At 49.9% G+C, this 20,676-nt stretch carries 17 protein-coding genes, 1 other RNA gene and 1 pseudogene; 10 read left to right on the forward strand and 9 right to left on the reverse strand.

What is annotated here, in order from left to right; all coding sequences use genetic code 11:
• Positions 1-35 precede the first annotated feature (35 nt).
• From A7589_RS06895 to ydiK, 9 genes and pseudogenes are all read right to left on the reverse strand, one after another.
• On the reverse strand, positions 36-1,187 hold the full coding sequence (locus tag A7589_RS06895; protein WP_000347839.1) for an acyl-CoA dehydrogenase: 1,152 nt from the start codon (positions 1,185-1,187) through the stop codon (positions 36-38).
• 13 nt (positions 1,188-1,200) lie between these two features.
• On the reverse strand, positions 1,201-2,796 hold the full coding sequence (locus A7589_RS06900; protein ID WP_000805647.1) for an acyl CoA:acetate/3-ketoacid CoA transferase: 1,596 nt from the start codon (positions 2,794-2,796) through the stop codon (positions 1,201-1,203).
• Between the two features lie 145 nt (positions 2,797-2,941).
• On the reverse strand, positions 2,942-3,700 hold the full coding sequence (gene aroD, locus A7589_RS06905) for a type I 3-dehydroquinate dehydratase (protein ID WP_000860205.1): 759 nt from the start codon (positions 3,698-3,700) through the stop codon (positions 2,942-2,944).
• Positions 3,701-3,730: 30 nt separating this feature from the next.
• The gene (ydiB, locus tag A7589_RS06910) at positions 3,731-4,597 is read right to left on the reverse strand and encodes a quinate/shikimate dehydrogenase (RefSeq protein WP_000383453.1); all 867 of its coding nucleotides are present in this window, start codon (positions 4,595-4,597) and stop codon (positions 3,731-3,733) included.
• Between the two features lie 11 nt (positions 4,598-4,608).
• Positions 4,609-5,863, reverse strand: a pseudogene (locus A7589_RS06915) (MFS transporter).
• Between the two features lie 226 nt (positions 5,864-6,089).
• Positions 6,090-7,304: an MFS transporter gene (locus A7589_RS06920; protein WP_105282559.1), complete on the reverse strand. Its 1,215-nt coding sequence runs from the start codon at positions 7,302-7,304 to the stop codon at positions 6,090-6,092.
• 99 nt (positions 7,305-7,403) lie between these two features.
• On the reverse strand, positions 7,404-7,760 hold the full coding sequence (locus A7589_RS06925; protein ID WP_000995295.1) for a YdiL family protein: 357 nt from the start codon (positions 7,758-7,760) through the stop codon (positions 7,404-7,406).
• Between the two features lie 134 nt (positions 7,761-7,894).
• Positions 7,895-8,002, reverse strand: an RNA gene (gene rprA / locus A7589_RS06930) — antisense sRNA RprA.
• Positions 8,003-8,188: 186 nt separating this feature from the next.
• Positions 8,189-9,301, reverse strand: coding sequence for an AI-2E family transporter YdiK (ydiK, locus tag A7589_RS06935; RefSeq protein ID WP_000248654.1), 1,113 nt, complete (start codon positions 9,299-9,301; stop codon positions 8,189-8,191).
• A gap of 388 nt (positions 9,302-9,689) precedes the next feature.
• Between ydiK and ydiJ the strand changes: the two genes are divergently transcribed.
• From ydiJ to ldtE, 10 genes are all read left to right on the forward strand, one after another.
• Positions 9,690-12,746, forward strand: coding sequence for a D-2-hydroxyglutarate dehydrogenase YdiJ (ydiJ, locus tag A7589_RS06940; RefSeq protein ID WP_000613017.1), 3,057 nt, complete (start codon positions 9,690-9,692; stop codon positions 12,744-12,746).
• On the forward strand, positions 12,743-13,153 hold the full coding sequence (gene menI / locus A7589_RS06945) for a 1,4-dihydroxy-2-naphthoyl-CoA hydrolase (protein WP_000637991.1): 411 nt from the start codon (positions 12,743-12,745) through the stop codon (positions 13,151-13,153). The genes ydiJ and menI overlap by 4 nt, the downstream gene beginning before the upstream one ends.
• A 99-nt stretch (positions 13,154-13,252) precedes the next feature.
• Positions 13,253-13,441 (forward strand): YdiH family protein, encoded by a 189-nt coding sequence (locus A7589_RS06950; protein ID WP_016158182.1) that lies wholly within the window; start codon positions 13,253-13,255, stop codon positions 13,439-13,441.
• A 552-nt stretch (positions 13,442-13,993) separates the two neighbouring features.
• On the forward strand, positions 13,994-14,362 hold the full coding sequence (gene sufA, locus A7589_RS06955) for a Fe-S cluster assembly scaffold SufA (protein WP_000367151.1): 369 nt from the start codon (positions 13,994-13,996) through the stop codon (positions 14,360-14,362).
• 8 nt (positions 14,363-14,370) lie between these two features.
• Positions 14,371-15,858: a Fe-S cluster assembly protein SufB gene (gene sufB, locus A7589_RS06960; protein ID WP_010354068.1), complete on the forward strand. Its 1,488-nt coding sequence runs from the start codon at positions 14,371-14,373 to the stop codon at positions 15,856-15,858.
• A 9-nt stretch (positions 15,859-15,867) separates the two neighbouring features.
• The gene (sufC, locus tag A7589_RS06965) at positions 15,868-16,614 is read left to right on the forward strand and encodes a Fe-S cluster assembly ATPase SufC (RefSeq protein ID WP_000948881.1); all 747 of its coding nucleotides are present in this window, start codon (positions 15,868-15,870) and stop codon (positions 16,612-16,614) included.
• Entirely contained in the window at positions 16,589-17,860 is a 1,272-nt protein-coding gene (gene sufD / locus A7589_RS06970) for a Fe-S cluster assembly protein SufD (RefSeq protein ID WP_000908090.1), read from the forward strand. The genes sufC and sufD overlap by 26 nt, the downstream gene beginning before the upstream one ends.
• Positions 17,857-19,077, forward strand: coding sequence for a cysteine desulfurase SufS (gene sufS, locus A7589_RS06975; protein WP_000144610.1), 1,221 nt, complete (start codon positions 17,857-17,859; stop codon positions 19,075-19,077). The genes sufD and sufS overlap by 4 nt, the downstream gene beginning before the upstream one ends.
• 12 nt (positions 19,078-19,089) lie before the next feature.
• Entirely contained in the window at positions 19,090-19,506 is a 417-nt protein-coding gene (sufE, locus tag A7589_RS06980) for a cysteine desulfuration protein SufE (protein ID WP_000279732.1), read from the forward strand.
• Between the two features lie 148 nt (positions 19,507-19,654).
• Positions 19,655-20,656, forward strand: a complete 1,002-nt coding sequence (gene ldtE, locus A7589_RS06985; RefSeq protein ID WP_000817074.1) for a L,D-transpeptidase LdtE — start codon at positions 19,655-19,657, stop codon at positions 20,654-20,656.
• Positions 20,657-20,676: the final 20 nt, after the last annotated feature.

The raw sequence follows: 20,676 nt of genomic DNA on the forward strand, positions 1-20,676 counted from the left end.
GGCGCACTTTTGCAAGAAGCTGCGCCGCCTGCAGATTATTTGTTCTGATAATCTTTCAGGATCTGCCGACCTGCCACGTAAATCATAATTTCGTCTGTACCGCCGCCGATACGTTCACAGCGGACATCACGCCAGAAGCGGGAAACGCGCGCTTCATCGGTATAGCCCAGACCGCCCATGATTTGAATCGCATCATCAATAACTTCCATCGCGGTACGTGCGCAGTACAGTTTTGCCAGCGCCGCGCTGGTGCGCAGTGACTGATGCTGGTCAGCTTGCCATGCCACTTTCAGCACCATGTTGCGCATGTTGTCGATCTTAATCGCCATCAGCGCCAGTTTTTCCTGGATCATCTGGTTATGACCAATGGGTTTACCAAAAGCGATACGTTGGTTGGCATAGCGGGCGGCATCTTCAAAGGCGCATTCGGCAAAGCCGGTGCTGCGCGCGGCGTTGATCAGGCGCTCCATCTCAAAGTTGTACATCACATTGAGGAAGCCCATTCCTTCTTCGCCCACCATGTCGCTCTCTTCAACCTCTACGTTGTCGAGATAAACTTCGCAGGTGCTGAGCATATGCCAGCCGATTTTATGCAGTGGGTTGATCTTAATACCAGGCTTACCGGAGTCGACCCACCACAGGGTGAAGGCTTTTTTCGGATCTTTCGGTTGTGGATCGCGCGCCAGCACCAGCATGTACGGATACTCTTTCGCGCCGGTAATAAAGGTTTTCTGTCCGTTGATATAAACCTTGCCATTTTTACGCGTGTAAGTGGTGGTGGCGCTGTTGTTGTCTGAGCCAGCGCCCGGTTCCGTCAATGCCAGGGCATAGGCGGGATCACCCGTTTCCAGGGTGCTTTCTGCCGTTTTACGTAGCTGCTCTGCAGAACCGAAGCGGCGCATACTGTGAATACACTGACCGTTGGTAATCAAAAACGCTGGAGCACCGCATTTTGACACTTCCATCAGCGCCAGCATTTGGGTGACGTAATCCGCAGGGATACCGCCAAATTCTTCCGGCACGCCAAGCATGGAAATACCGTTATCCGCCAGCGCCCGCATAAACTCGCGCGGGTATGTACCGTTTTGATCACAGGTGCGGAAATACTCTTCCGGGAAGTTAGTCGTAATCAACTCGCGAATACTGGCCAACAGCAGTTCTTGTTCTTCAGTTAAAGAAAAATCCATCGTTATACTCCTGTTAATGAGCCGCTTCAGGCAGGACAAAACCCATCGCCGCATCGATAAATAATCTTTCGTCCATTAGTTTGAGTTCTGGCGAAATAACCGGGGTGAAATCCATTTTGTCGAGAATATCTTTTTGTAAATCGACACCGGGAGCGATTTCGATTAAATGCAGACCATCTTCTTTCAGCGTGAATACGGCGCGTTCAGTGATATAACGAACATCAAGTCCCCGTTCGAGAGCAATTTTTCCACTAAACGTGATTTCCGGTAGTTCACGGATAAATTTCTTCACCCGTCCTTCCTGAACGATATTTAATTTACCGTCGGAAATTTCTGTTTTTAAACTTCCTGCGGTTAACGTGCCACAGAAAATAATTTTCTTCGAGGTGGCGCTGATATCAATAAATCCGCCAGTGCCCATGATTTTGCCATTGAATTTATGTACGCCGACGTTACCGTGCTGGTCGACTTCGGCAAAACTCAAATAACAAACATCCAGACCACCGCCGTGGTAAAAATCGAACTGGGACGTCATATCCAGAATGGCGCGGGTATTAACATTTGCGCCAAAGGCGATACCTTGCGAGGTAATACCGCCAATTGGCCCCGTTTCCACAGTCAGAATAAAGTCATCAGCACATCCTTCTTCCCGGGCGACCAGGCCAATGCCATCGGCAATGCCGACACCGACATTTCCCACCGCACCTTTGCGCATTTCAAATAATGCGCGCCGCGCAACTAATTTACGTTGGTTTAGGGGCAGGCTAAGTTTGGCGCTGTCATCGAGGGTGAAGTCACCAGAAATAAAACGGTTAACTGGTGCGCCGCCATACAACTGGGTTTGATCCGGATCGACAACGACAATATCTACCAGGTAGCCCGGAATACGCACCGCCTTCGGATGCAGCGTGGCTTTCTTAACCATTTTCTGCACCTGCATCATTACGATACCGCCGTTATTGTGCACCGCCTGAGCAATGACCAGCGCGTCGAGATACATCACTTCATCTTCAAAGGTGGCATAGCCTTCGCTGTCGCAGGTGGTGGCGCGAATAAAGGCGATATCCGGCGCAATCGCTTTGTAATAGAGATATTCTTTATTATCAAACTCGACCAGTTTAATCAGGTCTTCTTTGGTTACTTCATTCAGTTTGCCGCCTTGTTGGCGAGGGTCAACGAACGTACCGATACCAATATCACTAATAATACCAGGCTGGTGGGCAGCAGCAGCACGTAAGGTTTGTGTAAGTACGCCTTGTGGATAGTTATAAGCAATAATTTTATTTTGTTCTGCAAGGTCAGAAATGCGCGGCGATTGTCCCCAGTGTCCGCATAATGCCCATTTCACCAGACCTTCTTGCGCCAGCGGACTAATACCACGGTCGGCGCGATCGCCAAGCCCTGTAGGGCTAATAATTGATAAATTACGTGGCGTTTGAGTCTGTTTATATTTATCAGCAAGAGCAGTAATTAATGTGGTGGCTTCCAGAATACCGCCGCCAGCGCCTAATACACAAAGCGTTGCTTCGTCGGGAATATAATTCACTGCTTCCTGTGCCGACAGGACCGGCACTCGTCCATTAATACGAGGTGGTTTTACAGGTTTCATTATTTTTTTCCTGATTCAGGTGTGAATTTCCCTGCGCCAGCCAGAAGAATAGCGCGCAGATACTCACGGAATATTTTATTAAATACTCTTAAAATACTTGTTTTTATTTCGGCGGGTGAGGGTGTTCCCGCCGGAATGTTATTGATTATGCCTGATGCAAAATAGTTAATACTGTGCGCAAATCATTCACTGATATTTGCCCAGGGGCAGAGGCTTTTTTTACTGCGCCAAAGGTTGCCGCCGAACCGAAAACTTCACCCGCCAGACGGGAAATTACGCCAGTTTTTGCCATCGACATGGTAATGATTGGACGATCGGCATACTGTTCCTGCATCTCCAGAGTCGCGGCAAGTAACGTCAGCACATCGCTGGTGCTTTGCGGCATCAGCGCAATTTTGGGAATATCGGCATCGAAGGACTGCATTTTGCGCAGACGGGCGATGATTTCTTCGGCCTCCGGTGTTTTATGAAAGTCATGGTTGGACATGACAACTTTCACATCATGCGCATGGGCGTAGGCGACGGTTTCTTTAACCTGATCATCGCCGGTAAATAACTCCAGATCGATCATATCGACCAGACCGCTGTCGATGGCTGCGCGATTGAGTGCAATATAAGCCTCGGTGGAAATCGCCTGCTCGCCGCCTTCTTTGGCACTGCGGAAGGTAAACAGCAGTGGTTTTTCTGGCATTACCTCGCGGATAGCTTTTGCCGCTGCCATGACCGACTCTACGCAGGAGAGGTCGGCAAAGTGGTCCACGCGCCACTCCAGAATATCAAAGTCTGCTTCACGATAGACGAGAGCTTCAGACTTCACGCTGGCGATATCTTTCGCCATCAGCGAGACGATGATTTTTGGTGCGCCCGTGCCAATGACGAGATCTTTTACAGTTACGGTTTTCATTTCTTACCCTTTCTGCACGCGGTCAGCCTGTCAGGCGCCGAACCCCATGACCTGTTTAACATATTCCAGAGGGAAATCTATGCCAGTCCATAACGTGAACTGTTCAGCCCCTTGCCACAACAACATGCCGTATCCATCAATCGTTTTGCAACCCGCTTGTTGCGCCTGCTGCAATAACTTCGTCATATGCGGGTTATATACGCATTCAGTGACCAGAAGTCCTGGATGTAACAAGCTGATATCATTAACTAATGATTCATTCTCAAGGGGTTTCATACCCACTTTGGTGCCGTTGGTTAAAATGTCAGCAGAAGCCAGCGCCTCGGCAAAGGCCTGCTGATCGGCGAGATCCGTAACTGTGACGACGCAATCGGTGTTTTCGTTGACCCGTTGCGCGAAGGCGAGGGCTTTATCAAAAAACTCATCCCGACGGTTAAAGAGTTTAATTTCTTTTAACCCTTCAATCGCCCCCTGCGCGCCAATTGCCGTTGAGGCGCCACCGGCACCTAACAGCACCATCGTTTTGCCTTTGATATCAAAACCGCTCTCTTTAATGGCGCGAATATGGCCTGTGCCGTCGGTGTTATAGCCGCGCAGGTAGCCGTTATCATTTACGATGGTATTGATGGCACCCACCAGTTTCGCCGCAGGCGTTAATTCATCAACATATTCACACGCCAGTTGTTTGTTCGGCATCGACACACCAGTGCCGCGCATTTTTAAGGCTTTTAATCCTTCAATTGCTCCGGCAAAGCTATCGTTATCCACCTCAAAGGCCATATAGGTAAATGGTAATCCTGCTTTTTCTAAGGCTTTATTTTGCATTTCAGGCGATAAACTGTGGCGGATAGGATAGGCCATCAGCCCAATTAATTCGTATTTAGCAGTAACATCCATAATTAACTCCTTTAACCTCTGTGCTTAATTGTGTTTAAAATAACGCTCACCTAACCGGATATCATTTTTGGGAATAATGAATACGCGGTAATAGCGAATGAAAACAATAATCGCGGTAATCAGAGCCAGCAGCGCGAAAGTAAAATCGAGAACGATGATATATTGCAGGCCGATATTTGACAGATAACCGGTAATCAGTGGGATAATAAAGTTAGCCAGACCTCCCATCATCATATAAATACTGGTGACTTTGGCTTTGCTTTTGGGGAAAAACTCCGACATGACCGAAACGCCGAGTTGTAAAATGCCGCCAGCCGCTGAGAAACCGATAACAAAGGCTCCGGCATTACACACTAGCGGAGAAGGGTAGAGATAGATAATGGCGGCAGTTACCGTTGCCAGTGCAGAGTTAAATACGTTAGCCCAGATGGGGCGTACTATTTTTTTCAGTAGCGCGGCAAAAATAAAGACGCAGACCAGCGAACCCATACTGTAATAAGAGATGGTTTTTAATGCTTCGGCTTCCGACATTCCAGCAAATGCCATTGCATATTTGGGCATCCACACCACAATCACATAAAAGGTCGAGAATGCGGCGACACCGAACAGTACCGATGAAACACCTTCCAGCCAGACTAACGGTTTACTGTTCATCTGCGGTAATTCATTAGCAACGCTGGCGTCCACCAATTGGCTGGGGAATTTGCTTTTCAACAGCATTAGCGTGATCAGTACAAACAGGATGCCCGGAATAATCAGCCCATAGCCGTACCAGATGTTATTCAGCAGCATATAACTCACCAGCATTGGATAGAACATTTGCCCGAATGACACCATTGCTTTAACCAGTATTACCGCCGACCCGGAGGCTTTCGGAAAGCATTCCATTAACGCCGGGTAACCACCGGTATCCAGCGCCGAGTTAGCGATACCTACGCACACTGCCAGACAGTAAGCGAGAGTTAAATTCGGGCAAGCGGGAATACCAAAGAAGAACAACAGATACATGGCGACTGCCATTAATATTACCGCTCGCCGACCAAATTTGTCGGAGATCACACCGAAGAATAAAATACTGATCAGGCGACCCAGGCCAATACCGGAAATTAAATAAGCAATACCCGCGTTGTCAGTCGAAAATTTTTCTGCCAGAGATGACATGTTCTGTGCAAGTGTAATAACACTAATGCCGTGCAGGAAATAACTGAAGTAAATACAAAGAACAGCCAGGATAAATGGCGTGCTGAAAGCCTTATTTTGAGACATTTTCACAGCTCCTTGCTGAAAGATAATTTTGTTACCGTACGTATTGTTCTTCGACGGTTTTCATAATCACTATACTGAAGATGATTTTCCCTGGGTACATGACATAAAGTTTATGTTTCCAGGTATATTGCATGAGATAGTTTGTTTTTGATCGTGATTTTCCTTAATTGGCGCAGAAAGATTAATTTATCCGTAAGATCTTGCATGTCCTGAAAAGAATATTGCATTACCCACCCGTGGCGACATTTTCTTTTAGCGATGGATGTTGTGTTTCCTTGTGACTGCGTAAGCCAATAAACAGCGCCAGTAAAAATCCAACGGCAGCGATGGCGGTATCGAACCACATAATATCGGCAATACTTCTTTGTGATAGATGAGCCGTAATTAACGGAATGGTAAAGGTTGCAATACTTCCCGCACTGTAATAAATCCCGGTTGCTTTACCTTTAGCGTAGGGAAAACGTTCAGCCATTAACGTCAGGCCAATTTGTACAACGCCTCCAGCAGAGGTAAAACCAATAACGAAAGCGAATGTTATTACCACATAAAATATGGGATACAGGCAAACGGTGAGCAGGGCAATAAATGAGATAAAAGTGTACAGCATCAACAATGTTGTCGGGTGAATCGCTTTACGAATGAGCGGCGCACTAATAAATACGCAAAGCAGCGATCCCACGGTGTAGATGCTGAGTAATTTGATCGACATTGTGTATGACATGCCAGCGACAAATTGCCCGTATTGTGCCAGCCACTGGCTGACAAGATAAAACGTTGCCATTGAGATATAGCCATATAAGGTATAACTGGCTAAATCGATTATTGAGCAGCGATGCCTCGCAGAAGTGGTTGTTTTATTTACTGCCGGTAAGCAACGACCCGGATGCGGTGGAAATGTACAGCGGTATAAAAATAGACCGTTAATAATCATAAAGCCTGCGGCAATCATAAAAGACCAACCAAACCACAGTTCGGCCCACACTAACAGACTGATGATTAGCGGCAATAAAAATTGCCCGCTGGAAACAAAGGCTTTAATTAAAATATTGGCTGTACCCGGCGAATGAGGAAAGGCTTCCATCAGGCTGGGATAAGTGCCTGCATCGAGAAAACTGTTTGCCATTCCGGCCAGAAAACCAAAAACATAAGCGATAATAATGTTATTGGTGTGCAGGATGCCAAAAAAGAAGGCGATATAGCAGCACATACCGAGAATGATAAACGGTCGTCGACCGAAGCGATCGGATAATAAGCCAGAAAGAAACAGGACGCTTAATCGGCCAATGCCTAATGATGAGATAACAATCGAGACACCTGCCGCATTGGTATGCCAAAGCGTCTCCAGCGAGGCCATATTCAGAGTCATCAAAATGACGCCCATACCATGTACCAGGTAATTGAAATACAACCCCAGCGCGGTAGGGAGATAGGGACTTTTCATAAGATCCACTCAGCAACTTTGCTTTAAAAAATGTGACGATATTGCGTCAATATCCGGTCATTATTCTTGTAATAATGGCTATTGATTCCCGTTAAAATATCAACAAAGACGCTCAAGATTGTGCGCATATAACTCAGCGGCTACTGATTGATAAATCTTCCAGTCAATAAAATCGCCGTCAGGGTAGACACGTTGAAACGCGGTTAAATCAGGGAAGAAGCGCATGGTGTTATTGCCGATGCGGTTATTTATTTTCTCTATGATGGCGTGAAGATGTTTTTTTCTTTGCTGACGCATAGCCAGCAATTTTTCAACGACGCTATCAGGAATGGCGCTTTTGCCATTTTCCCAGTGCCGCCAGCTTTCGCTGTCACCTGTCTGGGCAATCCAGGTCGCGCATTCATCAACAGTCATGGCAAAAATATGGCGTAGTGCCTGGAGTTCATAAGCGTTCATAGGTAATCGCTGCATCAAAAATAGAATAAAATATAAATAACATTATCAGCCTGCTAACGGCTTGAAGAGAGTCACAGTATCTTGTGCAACATTATTGGAAAGAATGAATGGCGAGATAAGTAAACGGAAAAATGTTAAAAAAAAGCCCATCGTGGGAGATGGGCAAAGACTACACACAGCAATTCGTTGTTTCACTCAGGGGATTTCCATACTTATAAATCAATATGTTGATTTATAACCGTGAGCTAATAGTAGGCATACGGACTTTTTGCGTCGATCAGATTCGTCTCATTAGTTTAAAAACTGTAAAGAATTTGCGACAGGTACTACCAGCTGAATGGGGGTAAGCAGGGAAATACGAGGTTGAGAAATGAAATATCAATTAGCGATGGTTAACAATCAGGCGGCAGAGCCGCCTGATGAGAGAGTTACTTATTCGGCTTTTCTATTTCGCCCAGTTCTTCGAGAATTTCTTCCGGCTGGTCAGTCGGTGGCGGGACTTCTTCCACCCACGCGGCAAACAGACGCCAGGAAACGGCTAACAGAACCGGACCAATAAACAGACCAATCATCCCGAAGGCAATCAAACCACCGATAACCCCGGAGAGGATCAGGATCAGCGGTAAATCGGCACCCATGCGAATTAACATCGGGCGAATCACGTTATCCAGTGTGCCAACCACACCACTCCACACCAGCAATACCGTGCCCCAGGTGGTATCACCGGTCCAGTAGAGCCAGATAATCGCCGGAATCAACACCGGCAGCGGGCCAAGCTGGACAAGGCAGGAGAGGATCATTAACACCGTCAGCAGCGTTGCGTAAGGAACGCCGGATACCGCCAAACCGATACCGCCAAGAACCGCCTGCACCAACGCCGTTACCACCACGCCCAGCGCCACCGCACGGATAGCCTGCGCCGCCAGCAGGACTGCGGCATCACCGCGAACGCCTGCCAGACGAGTTGCAAAATGGCGAATGCCTTGCGCTACCTGTTCACCGCGCCAGTACAGCAGGGCGCTGAAGAGAAGCATGAGCGCACAATGCACCATAAATCGCCCGATATGCGCCGCCTGCCCAACAAACCAGGTGGTGGTGGTGCCAATATAAGGACGGACTTTCGCCATGATCGCCGTCCCCCCCATATCCAGCAAATTGTGCCAGCCTGCATACAGCTTCGCGCCAATCACCGGAATGGTATTAAGCCACGCCAGATCGGGTAACGTCATGTCGCCGCTGGAAATGGCTTTAATCAACGGCCCACTGCCATCGACGATACTGTTAACCAATAAGGCAATAGGGATGATAAACACCATCACTAATAACAGCGTCATCACCAGAACGGCGAGCGAACGGCGACCAAACATGATCTTTTGCAAGCGTAACAATACCGGCCAGGTAGCGATCACCACCGTACCGGCCCACGCAAAGCCGAGAACGAAGGGTTGAACAATCCACAGACATGCCACAATCATGATGGCTAAAAACAGCACCGAAAGCAGAATTTGTGCGACATCCCTGGGCTGACGAACATTTACCATAACTACTTTTCACCTTTTTTGTGCGTCAAATCGTCGACGCGACGTGAACACGCGAAACTCACCTGCATAATGATGAGCAATTTCAGCGGTTTTTAACAGGCCGATTCTGCCCTTAATTCTGATGGGCGTGTAAGAAAAAAATGTGGTACAACAATTCAGGCAACACGCAAACGGTTTACTCGTCGTATTTCAAGTTGCATGTGCTGCGGCTACGTTCGTTCACCCCAGTCACTTACTTTTGTAAGCTCCTGGCGTTCACTCGCTTGCCGCCTTCCCGCAACTCGAAATCCATAGAGTAAACACACATCACCTTTCAGTGCGCTATTGCAGCAGCCTGAAAGAACTGTGTATCGACCTACATCACAGACCGCAGGAAAGGGTCAATATAATGATTCCACAGATTTCTCAGGCACCCGGCGTCGTTCAACTGGTGCTTAATTTTTTGCAAGAGCTGGAGCAACAGGGGTTTACCGGCGATACGGCGACAAGTTATGCCGATCGTCTGACAATGTCGACCGACAACAGTATTTACCAACTTCTCCCCGATGCAGTGGTATTTCCGCGTTCGACCGCAGATGTGGCATTAATCGCTCGTCTGGCTGCGCAAGAACGCTATTCATCGCTGATCTTCACCCCGCGCGGTGGCGGCACCGGCACTAACGGTCAGGCGCTCAACCAGGGGATTATTGTTGATATGTCCCGTCATATGAACCGCATCATCGAAATTAACCCTGAAGAGGGCTGGGTGCGCGTTGAAGCGGGGGTAATTAAAGACCAACTGAATCAGTATCTGAAACCATTTGGCTACTTTTTTGCACCGGAACTTTCAACCAGCAACCGGGCAACGCTCGGCGGGATGATCAATACCGATGCTTCCGGTCAGGGCTCGCTGGTCTATGGCAAAACGTCAGATCACGTGCTCGGCGTGCGGGCGGTGTTGTTGGGGGGCGATATTCTCGATACGCAACCTTTACCCGTCGAACTGGCAGAAACGCTGGGTAAAACCAATACCGCTATCGGGCGTATCTATAAAACGGTTTATCAACGCTGCCGTCAGCAACGCCAGTTAATCATCGACAAATTCCCCAAACTTAACCGCTTTCTTACCGGTTACGATCTGCGTCATGTCTTTAACGATGAGATGACTGAATTCGACCTGACGCGAATTCTGACGGGTTCAGAAGGGACGCTGGCCTTTATTACCGAAGCGCGACTGGATATTACTCGCTTGCCGAAAGTGCGCCGTCTGGTGAACGTCAAATATGACTCTTTTGACTCCGCGCTGCGTAACGCGCCATTTATGGTTGAGGCTCGGGCGCTTTCGGTAGAGACGGTGGACTCAAAAGTGCTGAATCTGGCGCGGGAAGATATTGTCTGGCATTCCGTCAGCGAGTTGATTACTGACGTGCCCGAGAAAGAGATGCTCGGGCTGAACATTGTGGAATTTGCTGGTGATGATGAGGCGCTGATTGACGAGCGGGTAAATGCACTCTGTGCGCGGCTGGACGAACTTATCGCTAGTCAGCAAGCAGGCGTCATTGGCTGGCAGGTGTGCCGCGAGCTGGCAGGCGTTGAACGTATCTATGCGATGCGTAAAAAAGCCGTAGGCCTGCTTGGCAATGCAAAAGGCGCCGCCAAGCCCATTCCGTTTGCCGAAGATACCTGCGTACCGCCGGAACATCTGGCGGATTATATAGCCGAATTTCGCGCGCTGCTCGACAGCCACGGCTTAAGCTACGGTATGTTCGGTCACGTCGATGCGGGTGTTTTGCACGTTCGTCCGGCGCTGGATATGTGCGATCCGCAACAAGAGATTTTGATGAAGCAAATCTCTGATGACGTGGTGGCGTTGACTGCGAAATATGGTGGATTGTTGTGGGGCGAGCACGGTAAAGGTTTTCGCGCCGAATACAGCCCGGCGTTTTTCGGTGAGGAACTTTTCGCAGAACTGCGCAAAGTTAAAGCGGCATTTGACCCGCATAATCGACTAAACCCAGGGAAAATTTGTCCGCCAGAAGGTCTCGATGCACCGATGATGAAAGTGGACGCGGTGAAGCGCGGTACATTTGACCGGCAGATCCCCATCGCGGTACGTCAGCAGTGGCGTGGGGCAATGGAATGTAACGGCAACGGTTTATGCTTCAACTTTGATGCCCGCAGCCCCATGTGTCCGTCGATGAAGATCACCCAGAACCGGATTCATTCACCGAAAGGGCGCGCAACACTGGTGCGTGAATGGCTACGTTTGCTGGCTGACCGTGGTGTTGATCCTCTAAAACTGGAACAAGAACTGCCGGAATCGCGAGCCAGTTTGCGGACGTTAATTGCCCGCACGCGCAATAGCTGGCACGCAAATAAAGGCGAATATGACTTCTCCCACGAAGTGAAAGAGGCGATGTCAGGCTGTCTGGCCTGTAAAGCCTGTTCGACCCAGTGCCCCATCAAAATTGACGTGCCGGAGTTCCGCTCTCGTTTCCTGCAACTCTATCACACCCGTTATTTACGCCCGCTGCGCGACCATCTTGTGGCGACGGTCGAAAGTTATGCGCCGCTGATGGCGCGAGCGCCGAAGACGTTTAACTTCTTCATTAACCAGCCGCTGGTGCGCAAACTGTCGAAAAAACACATCGGCATGGTTGATTTGCCGCTGCTGTCAGTTCCCTCGCTGCAACAACAAATGGTGGGGCATCGCTCGGCAAATATGACGCTGGAACAGCTTGAAGCTCTCAATGCTGAGCAGAAAGCGCGCACGGTGTTGGTGGTGCAAGACCCTTTCACCAGTTATTACGATGCGCAAGTGGTGGCAGATTTTGTCCGTCTGATCGAAAAATTAGGTTTCCAGCCTGTGTTACTGCCATTCTCGCCGAATGGTAAAGCCCAGCACATCAAAGGATTCCTCAATCGTTTTGCGAAGACGGCGAAAAAGACGGCGGATTTCCTCAACCGTATGGCGAAGCTGGGAATGCCAATGGTGGGGGTCGATCCAGCTCTGGTTCTTTGTTATCGCGACGAATACAAACTCACTCTCGGCAAGGAACGCGGCGAGTTTAACGTTCTGCTGGCGAATGAATGGCTGGCAAGCGCACTTGAGTCACAGCCAGTAGCTGCGGTCAGCGGTGAACCGTGGTATTTCTTTGGTCACTGTACCGAAGTCACCGCCTTGCCGGGGGCGCCAGCACAATGGGCCGAGATATTTGCCCGTTTTGGCGCGAAGCTGGAAAATGTCAGTGTGGGTTGTTGCGGTATGGCGGGGACTTACGGACATGAAGCGAAAAATCATAAAAACTCGCTTGGGATCTATGAGTTATCCTGGCATCAGGCGATGCAGCGTCTGCCGCGAAATCGCTGTCTGGCGACCGGATATTCCTGCCGTAGTCAGGTAAAACGGGTTGAAGGCACGGGGGTACGCCATCCTGTGCAGGCATTACTGGAGATTATTAAATGATATGGAAACGTAAAATCACTCTTGAGGCGCTGAACGCCATGGGTAACGGAAACATGGTGGGGTTGCTGGATATTCGTTTTGAACATATTGGTGATGACACCCTGGAAGCGACAATGCCGGTAGACTCGCGGACAAAGCAGCCTTTCGGGCTGCTGCATGGCGGTGCGTCCGTGGTGCTGGCCGAAAGTATTGGCTCCGTTGCCGGTTATTTATGTACCGAAGGTGAGCAAAAAGTCGTTGGTCTGGAAATCAATGCTAACCATGTTCGCTCGGCACGAGAAGGGCGAGTTCGCGGCGTTTGCAAGCCGCTGCATCTTGGTTCACGTCATCAGGTCTGGCAGATTGAAATCTTCGACGAGAAAGGTCGTTTGTGCTGTTCATCACGATTGACGACCGCCATTTTGTGACGTTGTCACCAGAAAAGTGTGACGCATATTGCTTTTGGTCATTATCTGCACAGTAAACGGTGGTATACTGTGCAGGTCTTGTCTAAAAGCGAGGATGCTATGTCTACTCAATTTGATCCCACCCAACTGGCCATTGAATTTTTACGCCGTGACCAGAGCAATCTTTCACCTGCCCAATACCTCAAACGTCTGAAACAACTAGAACTTGAATTCGCTGATCTGCTTACTCTCTCTTCTGCTGAATTAAAAGAAGAAATCTACTTTGCCTGGCGTTTGGGCGTGCATTGATTCTGGCTGAACGCAGTTAGTGTGCCCCATCGACCTGGATTAACTCCAGTCCAGGTCTGACGACTTTCTTCTGACTTCTCCTATTTTTACCCGCTTGATCTTGTTTAAAAAGAATACAAATCGCAGGTTGTGTTAAAACGCCGGCTTAGCCTTATGAGATTATTCTTATCGCCCCTTCAAGAGCTAAGCCACTGTGAGTGCCGGAGATAAGCGCCGGATGGGGTAGAAACCCTTAAGTCTGTGTTGAACAGACTTAAGGGTTTTCTTATTTCTGAACGAGCCACTTTTTTACCTATCTCTTAAATAGTCATTTTCAATACAACTTTTTCTTTTCCATCACAGTCTTAAATGTCCTCCGATAATAATCATTAACTAACAATGAGATACCTAATTCTTAGCGTGCCTGTTAAGCCGCACATCAGGGTCTATGCTTATTAAATGCAGGCAAAAAGCATGTTTTACGGTAAAGCCCCTGTGTTTGCCGGGTTGAACTGATAATCATTATCACTAACATGCTGTTATACGCTGAAAGCGATGAAGTGAGGTAAATAGATGGACATGCATTCAGGAACCTTTAACCCAGAGGATTTCACCTGGCAAGGCTTAACGCTAACCCCCGCAGCGGCGGTACACATCCGTGAGCTAGTGGCGAAGCAACCAGGCATGGTCGGTGTGCGCTTAGGTGTGAAGCAAACGGGCTGCGCGGGCTTTGGCTATGTACTCGACAGTGTTAGCGAGCCGGACAAAGACGATCTGCTGTTTGAACACGACGGCGCGAAGCTGTTCGTCCCCCTACAAGCAATGCCGTTTATTGATGGCACGGAAGTTGATTTCGTTCGCGAAGGACTCAATCAGATATTTAAATTTCACAACCCGAAAGCCCAGAATGAATGTGGCTGTGGCGAAAGCTTTGGGGTATAGGCGGTACTATGTCTCGTAATACTGAAGCAACTGACGATGTCAAAACCTGGACCGGCGGCCCGCTGAATTATAAAGAAGGATTCTTCACCCAATTAGCGACTGATGAACTGGCTAAGGGCATAAACGAAGAGGTAGTGCGCGCAATCTCGGCGAAGCGTAATGAGCCGGAGTGGATGCTGGAGTTTCGTCTCAACGCCTATCGCGCATGGCTGGAGATGGAAGAACCGCACTGGCTGAAGGCGCACTACGACAAGCTGAATTATCAGGATTACAGCTATTACTCCGCGCCTTCATGTGGTAACTGCGATGACACCTGTGTTTCTGAACCGGGCGCGGTGCAACAAACCGGCGCAAACGCCTTTTTAAGTAAAGAGGTTGAAGCGGCATTTGAGCAGTTGGGCGTACCGGTGCGGGAAGGCAAAGAGGTGGCGGTGGATGCCATTTTCGATTCTGTTTCGGTTGCCACCACTTATCGCGAAAAACTGGCGGAGCAGGGGATCATTTTCTGTTCCTTTGGTGAAGCGATTCACGATCACCCGGAACTGGTGAAGAAATATCTCGGCACCGTGGTGCCGGGGAATGACAACTTCTTTGCCGCACTTAATGCGGCGGTAGCCTCTGACGGTACGTTTATTTATGTGCCTAAAGGCGTACGCTGTCCGATGGAGCTTTCCACCTATTTCCGCATTAACGCGGAAAAAACCGGGCAGTTTGAGCGCACCATTCTGGTAGCCGACGAAGACAGCTACGTCAGCTACATTGAAGGCTGCTCCGCACCAGTGCGTGATAGCTACCAGCTACACGCGGCGGTGGTGGAAGTCATCATCCATAAAAACGCCGAGGTGAAATATTCCACGGTGCAAAACTGGTTCCCTGGCGATAACAACACCGGCGGTATTCTCAACTTCGTCACCAAGCGTGCTCTGTGCGAAGGCGAAAACAGCAAAATGTCGTGGACACAATCGGAAACCGGTTCAGCCATTACCTGGAAATACCCAAGCTGCATTTTGCGCGGCGATAACTCCATCGGTGAGTTCTACTCGGTGGCGCTGACCAGCGGTCATCAGCAAGCTGATACCGGCACCAAGATGATCCACATCGGTAAGAACACCAAATCGACCATTATCTCGAAAGGGATCTCTGCCGGACACAGCCAGAACAGTTATCGCGGGCTGGTAAAAATCATGCCGACGGCAACCAATGCGCGCAACTTCACTCAGTGCGACTCAATGCTGATTGGCGCTAATTGCGGGGCGCATACCTTCCCGTATGTCGAATGTCGCAATAACAGCGCACAACTGGAGCACGAGGCAACGACATCGCGTATTGGTGAAGATCAGCTGTTTTACTGCCTGCAACGCGGGATCAGCGAAGAAGACGCCATCTCGATGATTGTTAACGGTTTCTGCAAAGACGTGTTCTCGGAACTGCCGCTGGAATTTGCCGTTGAAGCACAAAAACTCCTCGCCATCAGTCTTGAACACAGCGTCGGATAAGGAATAAACATGTTAAGTATTAAAGATTTACACGTCAGCGTGGAAGATAAAGCTATCCTGCGCGGATTAAGCCTCGACGTTCGTCCCGGCGAAGTTCACGCCATTATGGGACCAAACGGTTCGGGCAAAAGTACCTTATCGGCAACCCTTGCCGGGCGTGAAGATTATGAAGTGACGGGCGGCACGGTGGTGTTTAAGGGCAAAGATTTGCTAGAGCTGTCGCCGGAAGATCGTGCAGGCGAAGGCATCTTTATGGCTTTTCAGTATCCAGTGGAAATCCCTGGCGTCAGTAACCAGTTTTTCCTGCAAACGGCGCTCAATGCGGTGCGTAGTTATCGCAGTCAGGAAACGCTCGACCGCTTCGATTTTCAGGATTTGATGGAAGAGAAAATCGCCCTGTTGAAGATGCCGGAAGATTTATTAACCCGTTCGGTTAACGTTGGTTTTTCCGGTGGCGAGAAAAAGCGCAACGATATTTTGCAAATGGCAGTGCTGGAGCCGGAGTTATGCATTCTTGATGAGTCGGACTCCGGGCTGGATATCGATGCATTAAAAGTGGTTGCCGATGGCGTGAACTCGCTGCGTGACGGCAAGCGTTCATTCATCATTGTTACGCACTACCAACGCATTCTTGACTACATCAAGCCTGATTACGTCCACGTGCTGTATCAGGGGCGAATTGTGAAATCCGGCGATTTCACGTTGGTCAAACAACTGGAGGAGCAGGGTTATGGCTGGCTTAGTGAACAGCAGTAACGTGCTGCAACAGTGGCATCACTTGTTTGAGGCTGAAGGGGCAAAACGCTCCCCGCAAGCTCAGCAGCATTTACAACAATTGCTGCGTACCGGTCTGCCGACGCGTAAACATGAGCACTGGAAATATACGCCGCTGGAAGGGCTGACCAATAGCCAGTTTGTCAGCATTGCGGGGGATATATCTCAAGAGCAGCGTGATGCCTTAGCCTTAACGTTAGACGCCGTGCGGCTGGTGTTTGTCGATGGACGTTACATGCCAGCACTTAGCGATGCAACTGAAGGCAGCGGATATGACGTGAGCATAAACGACGAACGCCAGGGGCTGCCCGATGCCATTCAGCCAGAAGTGTTTCTGCATCTGACGGAAAGCCTGGCGCAAAGCGTTACGCATATTGCTGTGAAGCGCGGTCAACGGCCTGCAAAGCCATTGCTGTTAATGCATATTACCCAGGGCGTGGCAGGTGAAGAGGTGAACACAGCCCATTACCGCCATCATCTGGATCTGGCGGAAGGCGCGGAAGCGACAGTGATTGAACATTTTGTCAGCCTTAATGATGCCCGCCATTTTACCGGCGCGCGCTTTACTATCAACGTCGCAGCGAACGCCCACTTGCAGCATATCAAGCTGGCGTTTGAAAACCCGGTCAGCCACCACTTTGCCCATAACGATTTGCTGCTGGCAGACGATGCCACCGCATCTAGCCACAGTTTTCTGCTTGGTGGCGCTGTGTTACGGCACAACACCAGTACGCAACTTAATGGCGAAAACAGTACGCTGCGGATTAATAGCCTGGCGATGCCGGTGAAAAATGAAGTGTGCGATACCCGCACCTGGCTGGAACACAATAAAGGTTTTTGTAACAGCCGCCAGTTGCACAAAACTATCGTCAGCGACAAAGGGCGCGCGGTATTTAATGGTTTGATTAACGTCGCGCAGTATGCCATCAAGACTGACGGCCAGATGACCAATAATAATCTGCTGATGGGCAAGCTGGCGGAAGTGGATACCAAACCGCAACTGGAAATTTATGCCGATGATGTGAAATGCAGCCACGGCGCAACGGTCGGGCGTATTGATGATGAGCAAATGTTCTATCTGCGTTCTCGCGGGATCAATCAGCAGGATGCCCAGCAGATGATCATCTATGCCTTTGCCGCCGAACTGACGGAAGCCTTGCGCGATGATGGTCTTAAACAGCAGGTGCTGGCTCGAATCGGCCAACGGCTGCCGGGAGGTGCAAGATGACTTTTTCCGTTGAGAAGGTGCGTGCCGATTTTCCGGTGCTCTCGCGTGAGGTGAACGGTTTGCCGCTGGCTTATCTCGACAGCGCCGCCAGTGCGCAGAAACCGAACCAGGTGATTGACGCCGAGGCTGAGTTTTATCGTCACGGCTACGCGGCGGTGCATCGCGGTATTCATACGTTAAGCACCCAGGCGACCGAGAAAATGGAGAACGTGCGTAAGCGTGCATCGCTGTTTATCAATGCCCGTTCGGCGGAAGAGCTGGTGTTCGTCCGTGGCACTACGGAAGGGATCAATCTGGTCGCCAATAGCTGGGGCAACAGCAACGTGCGGGCGGGCGATAACATCATCATCAGTCAGATGGAACACCACGCTAACATTGTTCCCTGGCAGATGCTTTGCGCGCGCGTTGGCGCAGAGCTGCGGGTGATCCCGCTTAACCCGGACGGCACGCTGCAACTGGAGACGCTGCCTAATCTGTTTGATGAGAAAACCCGCCTGCTGGCGATTACTCACGTGTCTAATGTGCTGGGGACGGAAAATCCGCTGCCGGAAATGATCACACTTGCGCACCAGCATGGCGCAAAAGTGCTGGTGGATGGCGCTCAGGCAGTGATGCATCATCCGGTGGATGTGCAGGCGCTGGACTGCGACTTCTACGTTTTTTCCGGGCATAAACTGTATGGCCCCACCGGCATTGGAATTCTTTATGTTAAAGAAGCCTTGTTGCAGGAGATGCCGCCGTGGGAAGGGGGCGGATCTATGATTGCCACCGTCAGCCTTAGCGAAGGTACTACCTGGACCAAAGCGCCGTGGCGGTTTGAGGCCGGCACGCCCAATACGGGGGGGATTATTGGTCTTGGTGCGGCGCTGGAGTATGTGTCAGCTCTGGGGCTTAACAACATTGCTGAGTACGAACAGAATCTGATGCATTACGCGCTGTCACAACTGACAGCGGTGCCGGATCTTACTCTGTATGGGCCACCGGACAGACTTGGCGTTATCGCCTTTAATCTCGGTAAACATCATGCCTATGATGTTGGCAGTTTTCTGGATAACTACGGTATCGCTGTGCGTACCGGCCATCACTGCGCGATGCCGTTGATGGCGTTTTATAACGTTCCGGCTATGTGTCGGGCGTCGTTGGCTATGTATAACACCCATGAAGAAGTGGATCGTCTGGTGACAGGATTGCAACGCATTCATCGTCTGCTGGGATAACAGGGAGGCTCTATGGCTGTATTGCCGGATAAAGAAAAATTGCTGCGTAATTTTTTACGCTGCGCCAACTGGGAAGAGAAATATCTCTACATTATTGAACTGGGTCAGCGTCTGCCGGAATTACGCGATGAAGACAGAAACCCGCAAAATAGTATTCAGGGCTGTCAGAGTCAGGTATGGATTGTAATGCGCCAGAATGCGCAGGGAATTATTGAATTGCAGGGCGACAGCGATGCCGCCATTGTGAAAGGGCTTATTGCGGTTGTTTTTATTCTCTACGACCAGATGACGCCGCAGGATATTGTTAATTTTGACGTGCGCCCGTGGTTTGAAAAAATGGCGCTCGCTCAGCATCTCACCCCATCTCGTTCACAAGGTCTGGAAGCGATGATTCGTGCAATCCGCGCCAAAGCCGCTGCACTTAGCTAAACTAAAGGAACAGCTTTCATCCGGATGACTCACATTGCCGGATGGTCGATGTTTACTCTGACCAGCACAGGAGTGTTTCGGCTTCAAGTAAGCAAAAGCGCCATCCGACGTCTTAGCGTGAGTCTCCGGCAAATACAGGAGGTTTACAATGAAACGCGCGTCTCTGCTTACACTGACTCTTATCGGCGCTTTTAGCGCCATACACGCTGCCTGGGCGGTAGATTACCCGCTCCCACCAACCGGAAGCCGACTGGTTGGGCAAAATCAAACGTATACGGTGCAAGAGGGGGATAAAAACCTTCAGGCCATCGCCCGACGTTTTGATACTGCGGCAATGTTGATTCTGGAAGCCAATAACACCATCGCCCCGGTGCCAAAACCAGGTACGACGATAACCATTCCTTCACAACTGTTATTACCTGATGCGCCGCGTCAGGGGATCATCGTTAACCTTGCCGAGCTGCGTCTTTATTATTATCCGCCAGGAGAAAATATCGTGCAGGTCTACCCGATAGGCATTGGCTTGCAGGGACTGGAAACGCCAGTGATGGATACGCGGGTTGGGCAGAAAATCCCTAACCCTACCTGGACACCGACCGCTGGTATTCGGCAGCGTTCGCTGGAGCGTGGCATAAAATTACCACCAGTCGTTCCAGCAGGGCCTAATAACCCACTAGGACGCTACGCAATGCGCCTGGCGCACGGCAATGGCGAATATCTCATTCATGGCACCAGTGCGCCGGACAGCGTCGGTTTGCGCGTCAGTTCGGGCTGTATTCGTATGAACGCACCGGATATTAAAGCTTTGTTCTCCAGCGTGCGGACGGGGACGCCGGTGAAAGTGATCAATGAGCCGGTGAAATACTCTGTAGAACCGAACGGAATGCGTTATGTGGAAGTGCATCGACCACTATCGGCAGAGGAACAGCAGAACGTTCAGACGATGCCGTATAAACTGCCCATTGGTTTTACGCAATTCAAAGATAATCAGGCTGTTGATCAGAAGCTGGTGGATAAAGCCTTATATCGTCGGGCGGGATATCCGGTCGCGGTAGGCAATGGAACGACACATGCCAGCAACGCGCCCGCAGTTGAGTCAGCTCAAAATGGCGAACCTGAGCAGGGCAATATGTTACGTGCGACGCAATAACAGTTATTAGCAGGCAAAAA

Source organism: Escherichia sp. MOD1-EC6475 (genome assembly GCF_003046645.1).
Taxonomy (GTDB): domain Bacteria; phylum Pseudomonadota; class Gammaproteobacteria; order Enterobacterales; family Enterobacteriaceae; genus Escherichia; species Escherichia ruysiae.

What these genes read in the sequence shown, in the direction of transcription:
- A7589_RS06925 (WP_000995295.1), bottom strand. Translation starts at nt 7,760, where the DNA reads ATGAACGCTTATGAACTCCAGGCACTACGCCATATTTTTGCCATGACT.
- sufE (WP_000279732.1), top strand. Translation starts at nt 19,090, where the DNA reads ATGGCTGTATTGCCGGATAAAGAAAAATTGCTGCGTAATTTTTTACGC.
- sufC (WP_000948881.1), top strand. Translation starts at nt 15,868, where the DNA reads ATGTTAAGTATTAAAGATTTACACGTCAGCGTGGAAGATAAAGCTATC.
- sufS (WP_000144610.1), top strand. Translation starts at nt 17,857, where the DNA reads ATGACTTTTTCCGTTGAGAAGGTGCGTGCCGATTTTCCGGTGCTCTCG.
- A7589_RS06895 (WP_000347839.1), bottom strand. Translation starts at nt 1,187, where the DNA reads ATGGATTTTTCTTTAACTGAAGAACAAGAACTGCTGTTGGCCAGTATT.
- aroD (WP_000860205.1), bottom strand. Translation starts at nt 3,700, where the DNA reads ATGAAAACCGTAACTGTAAAAGATCTCGTCATTGGCACGGGCGCACCA.
- A7589_RS06900 (WP_000805647.1), bottom strand. Translation starts at nt 2,796, where the DNA reads ATGAAACCTGTAAAACCACCTCGTATTAATGGACGAGTGCCGGTCCTG.
- sufB (WP_010354068.1), top strand. Translation starts at nt 14,371, where the DNA reads ATGTCTCGTAATACTGAAGCAACTGACGATGTCAAAACCTGGACCGGC.
- A7589_RS06950 (WP_016158182.1), top strand. Translation starts at nt 13,253, where the DNA reads ATGTCTACTCAATTTGATCCCACCCAACTGGCCATTGAATTTTTACGC.
- ydiJ (WP_000613017.1), top strand. Translation starts at nt 9,690, where the DNA reads ATGATTCCACAGATTTCTCAGGCACCCGGCGTCGTTCAACTGGTGCTT.
- ydiK (WP_000248654.1), bottom strand. Translation starts at nt 9,301, where the DNA reads ATGGTAAATGTTCGTCAGCCCAGGGATGTCGCACAAATTCTGCTTTCG.
- sufA (WP_000367151.1), top strand. Translation starts at nt 13,994, where the DNA reads ATGGACATGCATTCAGGAACCTTTAACCCAGAGGATTTCACCTGGCAA.
- sufD (WP_000908090.1), top strand. Translation starts at nt 16,589, where the DNA reads ATGGCTGGCTTAGTGAACAGCAGTAACGTGCTGCAACAGTGGCATCAC.
- menI (WP_000637991.1), top strand. Translation starts at nt 12,743, where the DNA reads ATGATATGGAAACGTAAAATCACTCTTGAGGCGCTGAACGCCATGGGT.
- A7589_RS06920 (WP_105282559.1), bottom strand. Translation starts at nt 7,304, where the DNA reads ATGAAAAGTCCCTATCTCCCTACCGCGCTGGGGTTGTATTTCAATTAC.
- ydiB (WP_000383453.1), bottom strand. Translation starts at nt 4,597, where the DNA reads ATGGATGTTACTGCTAAATACGAATTAATTGGGCTGATGGCCTATCCT.
- ldtE (WP_000817074.1), top strand. Translation starts at nt 19,655, where the DNA reads ATGAAACGCGCGTCTCTGCTTACACTGACTCTTATCGGCGCTTTTAGC.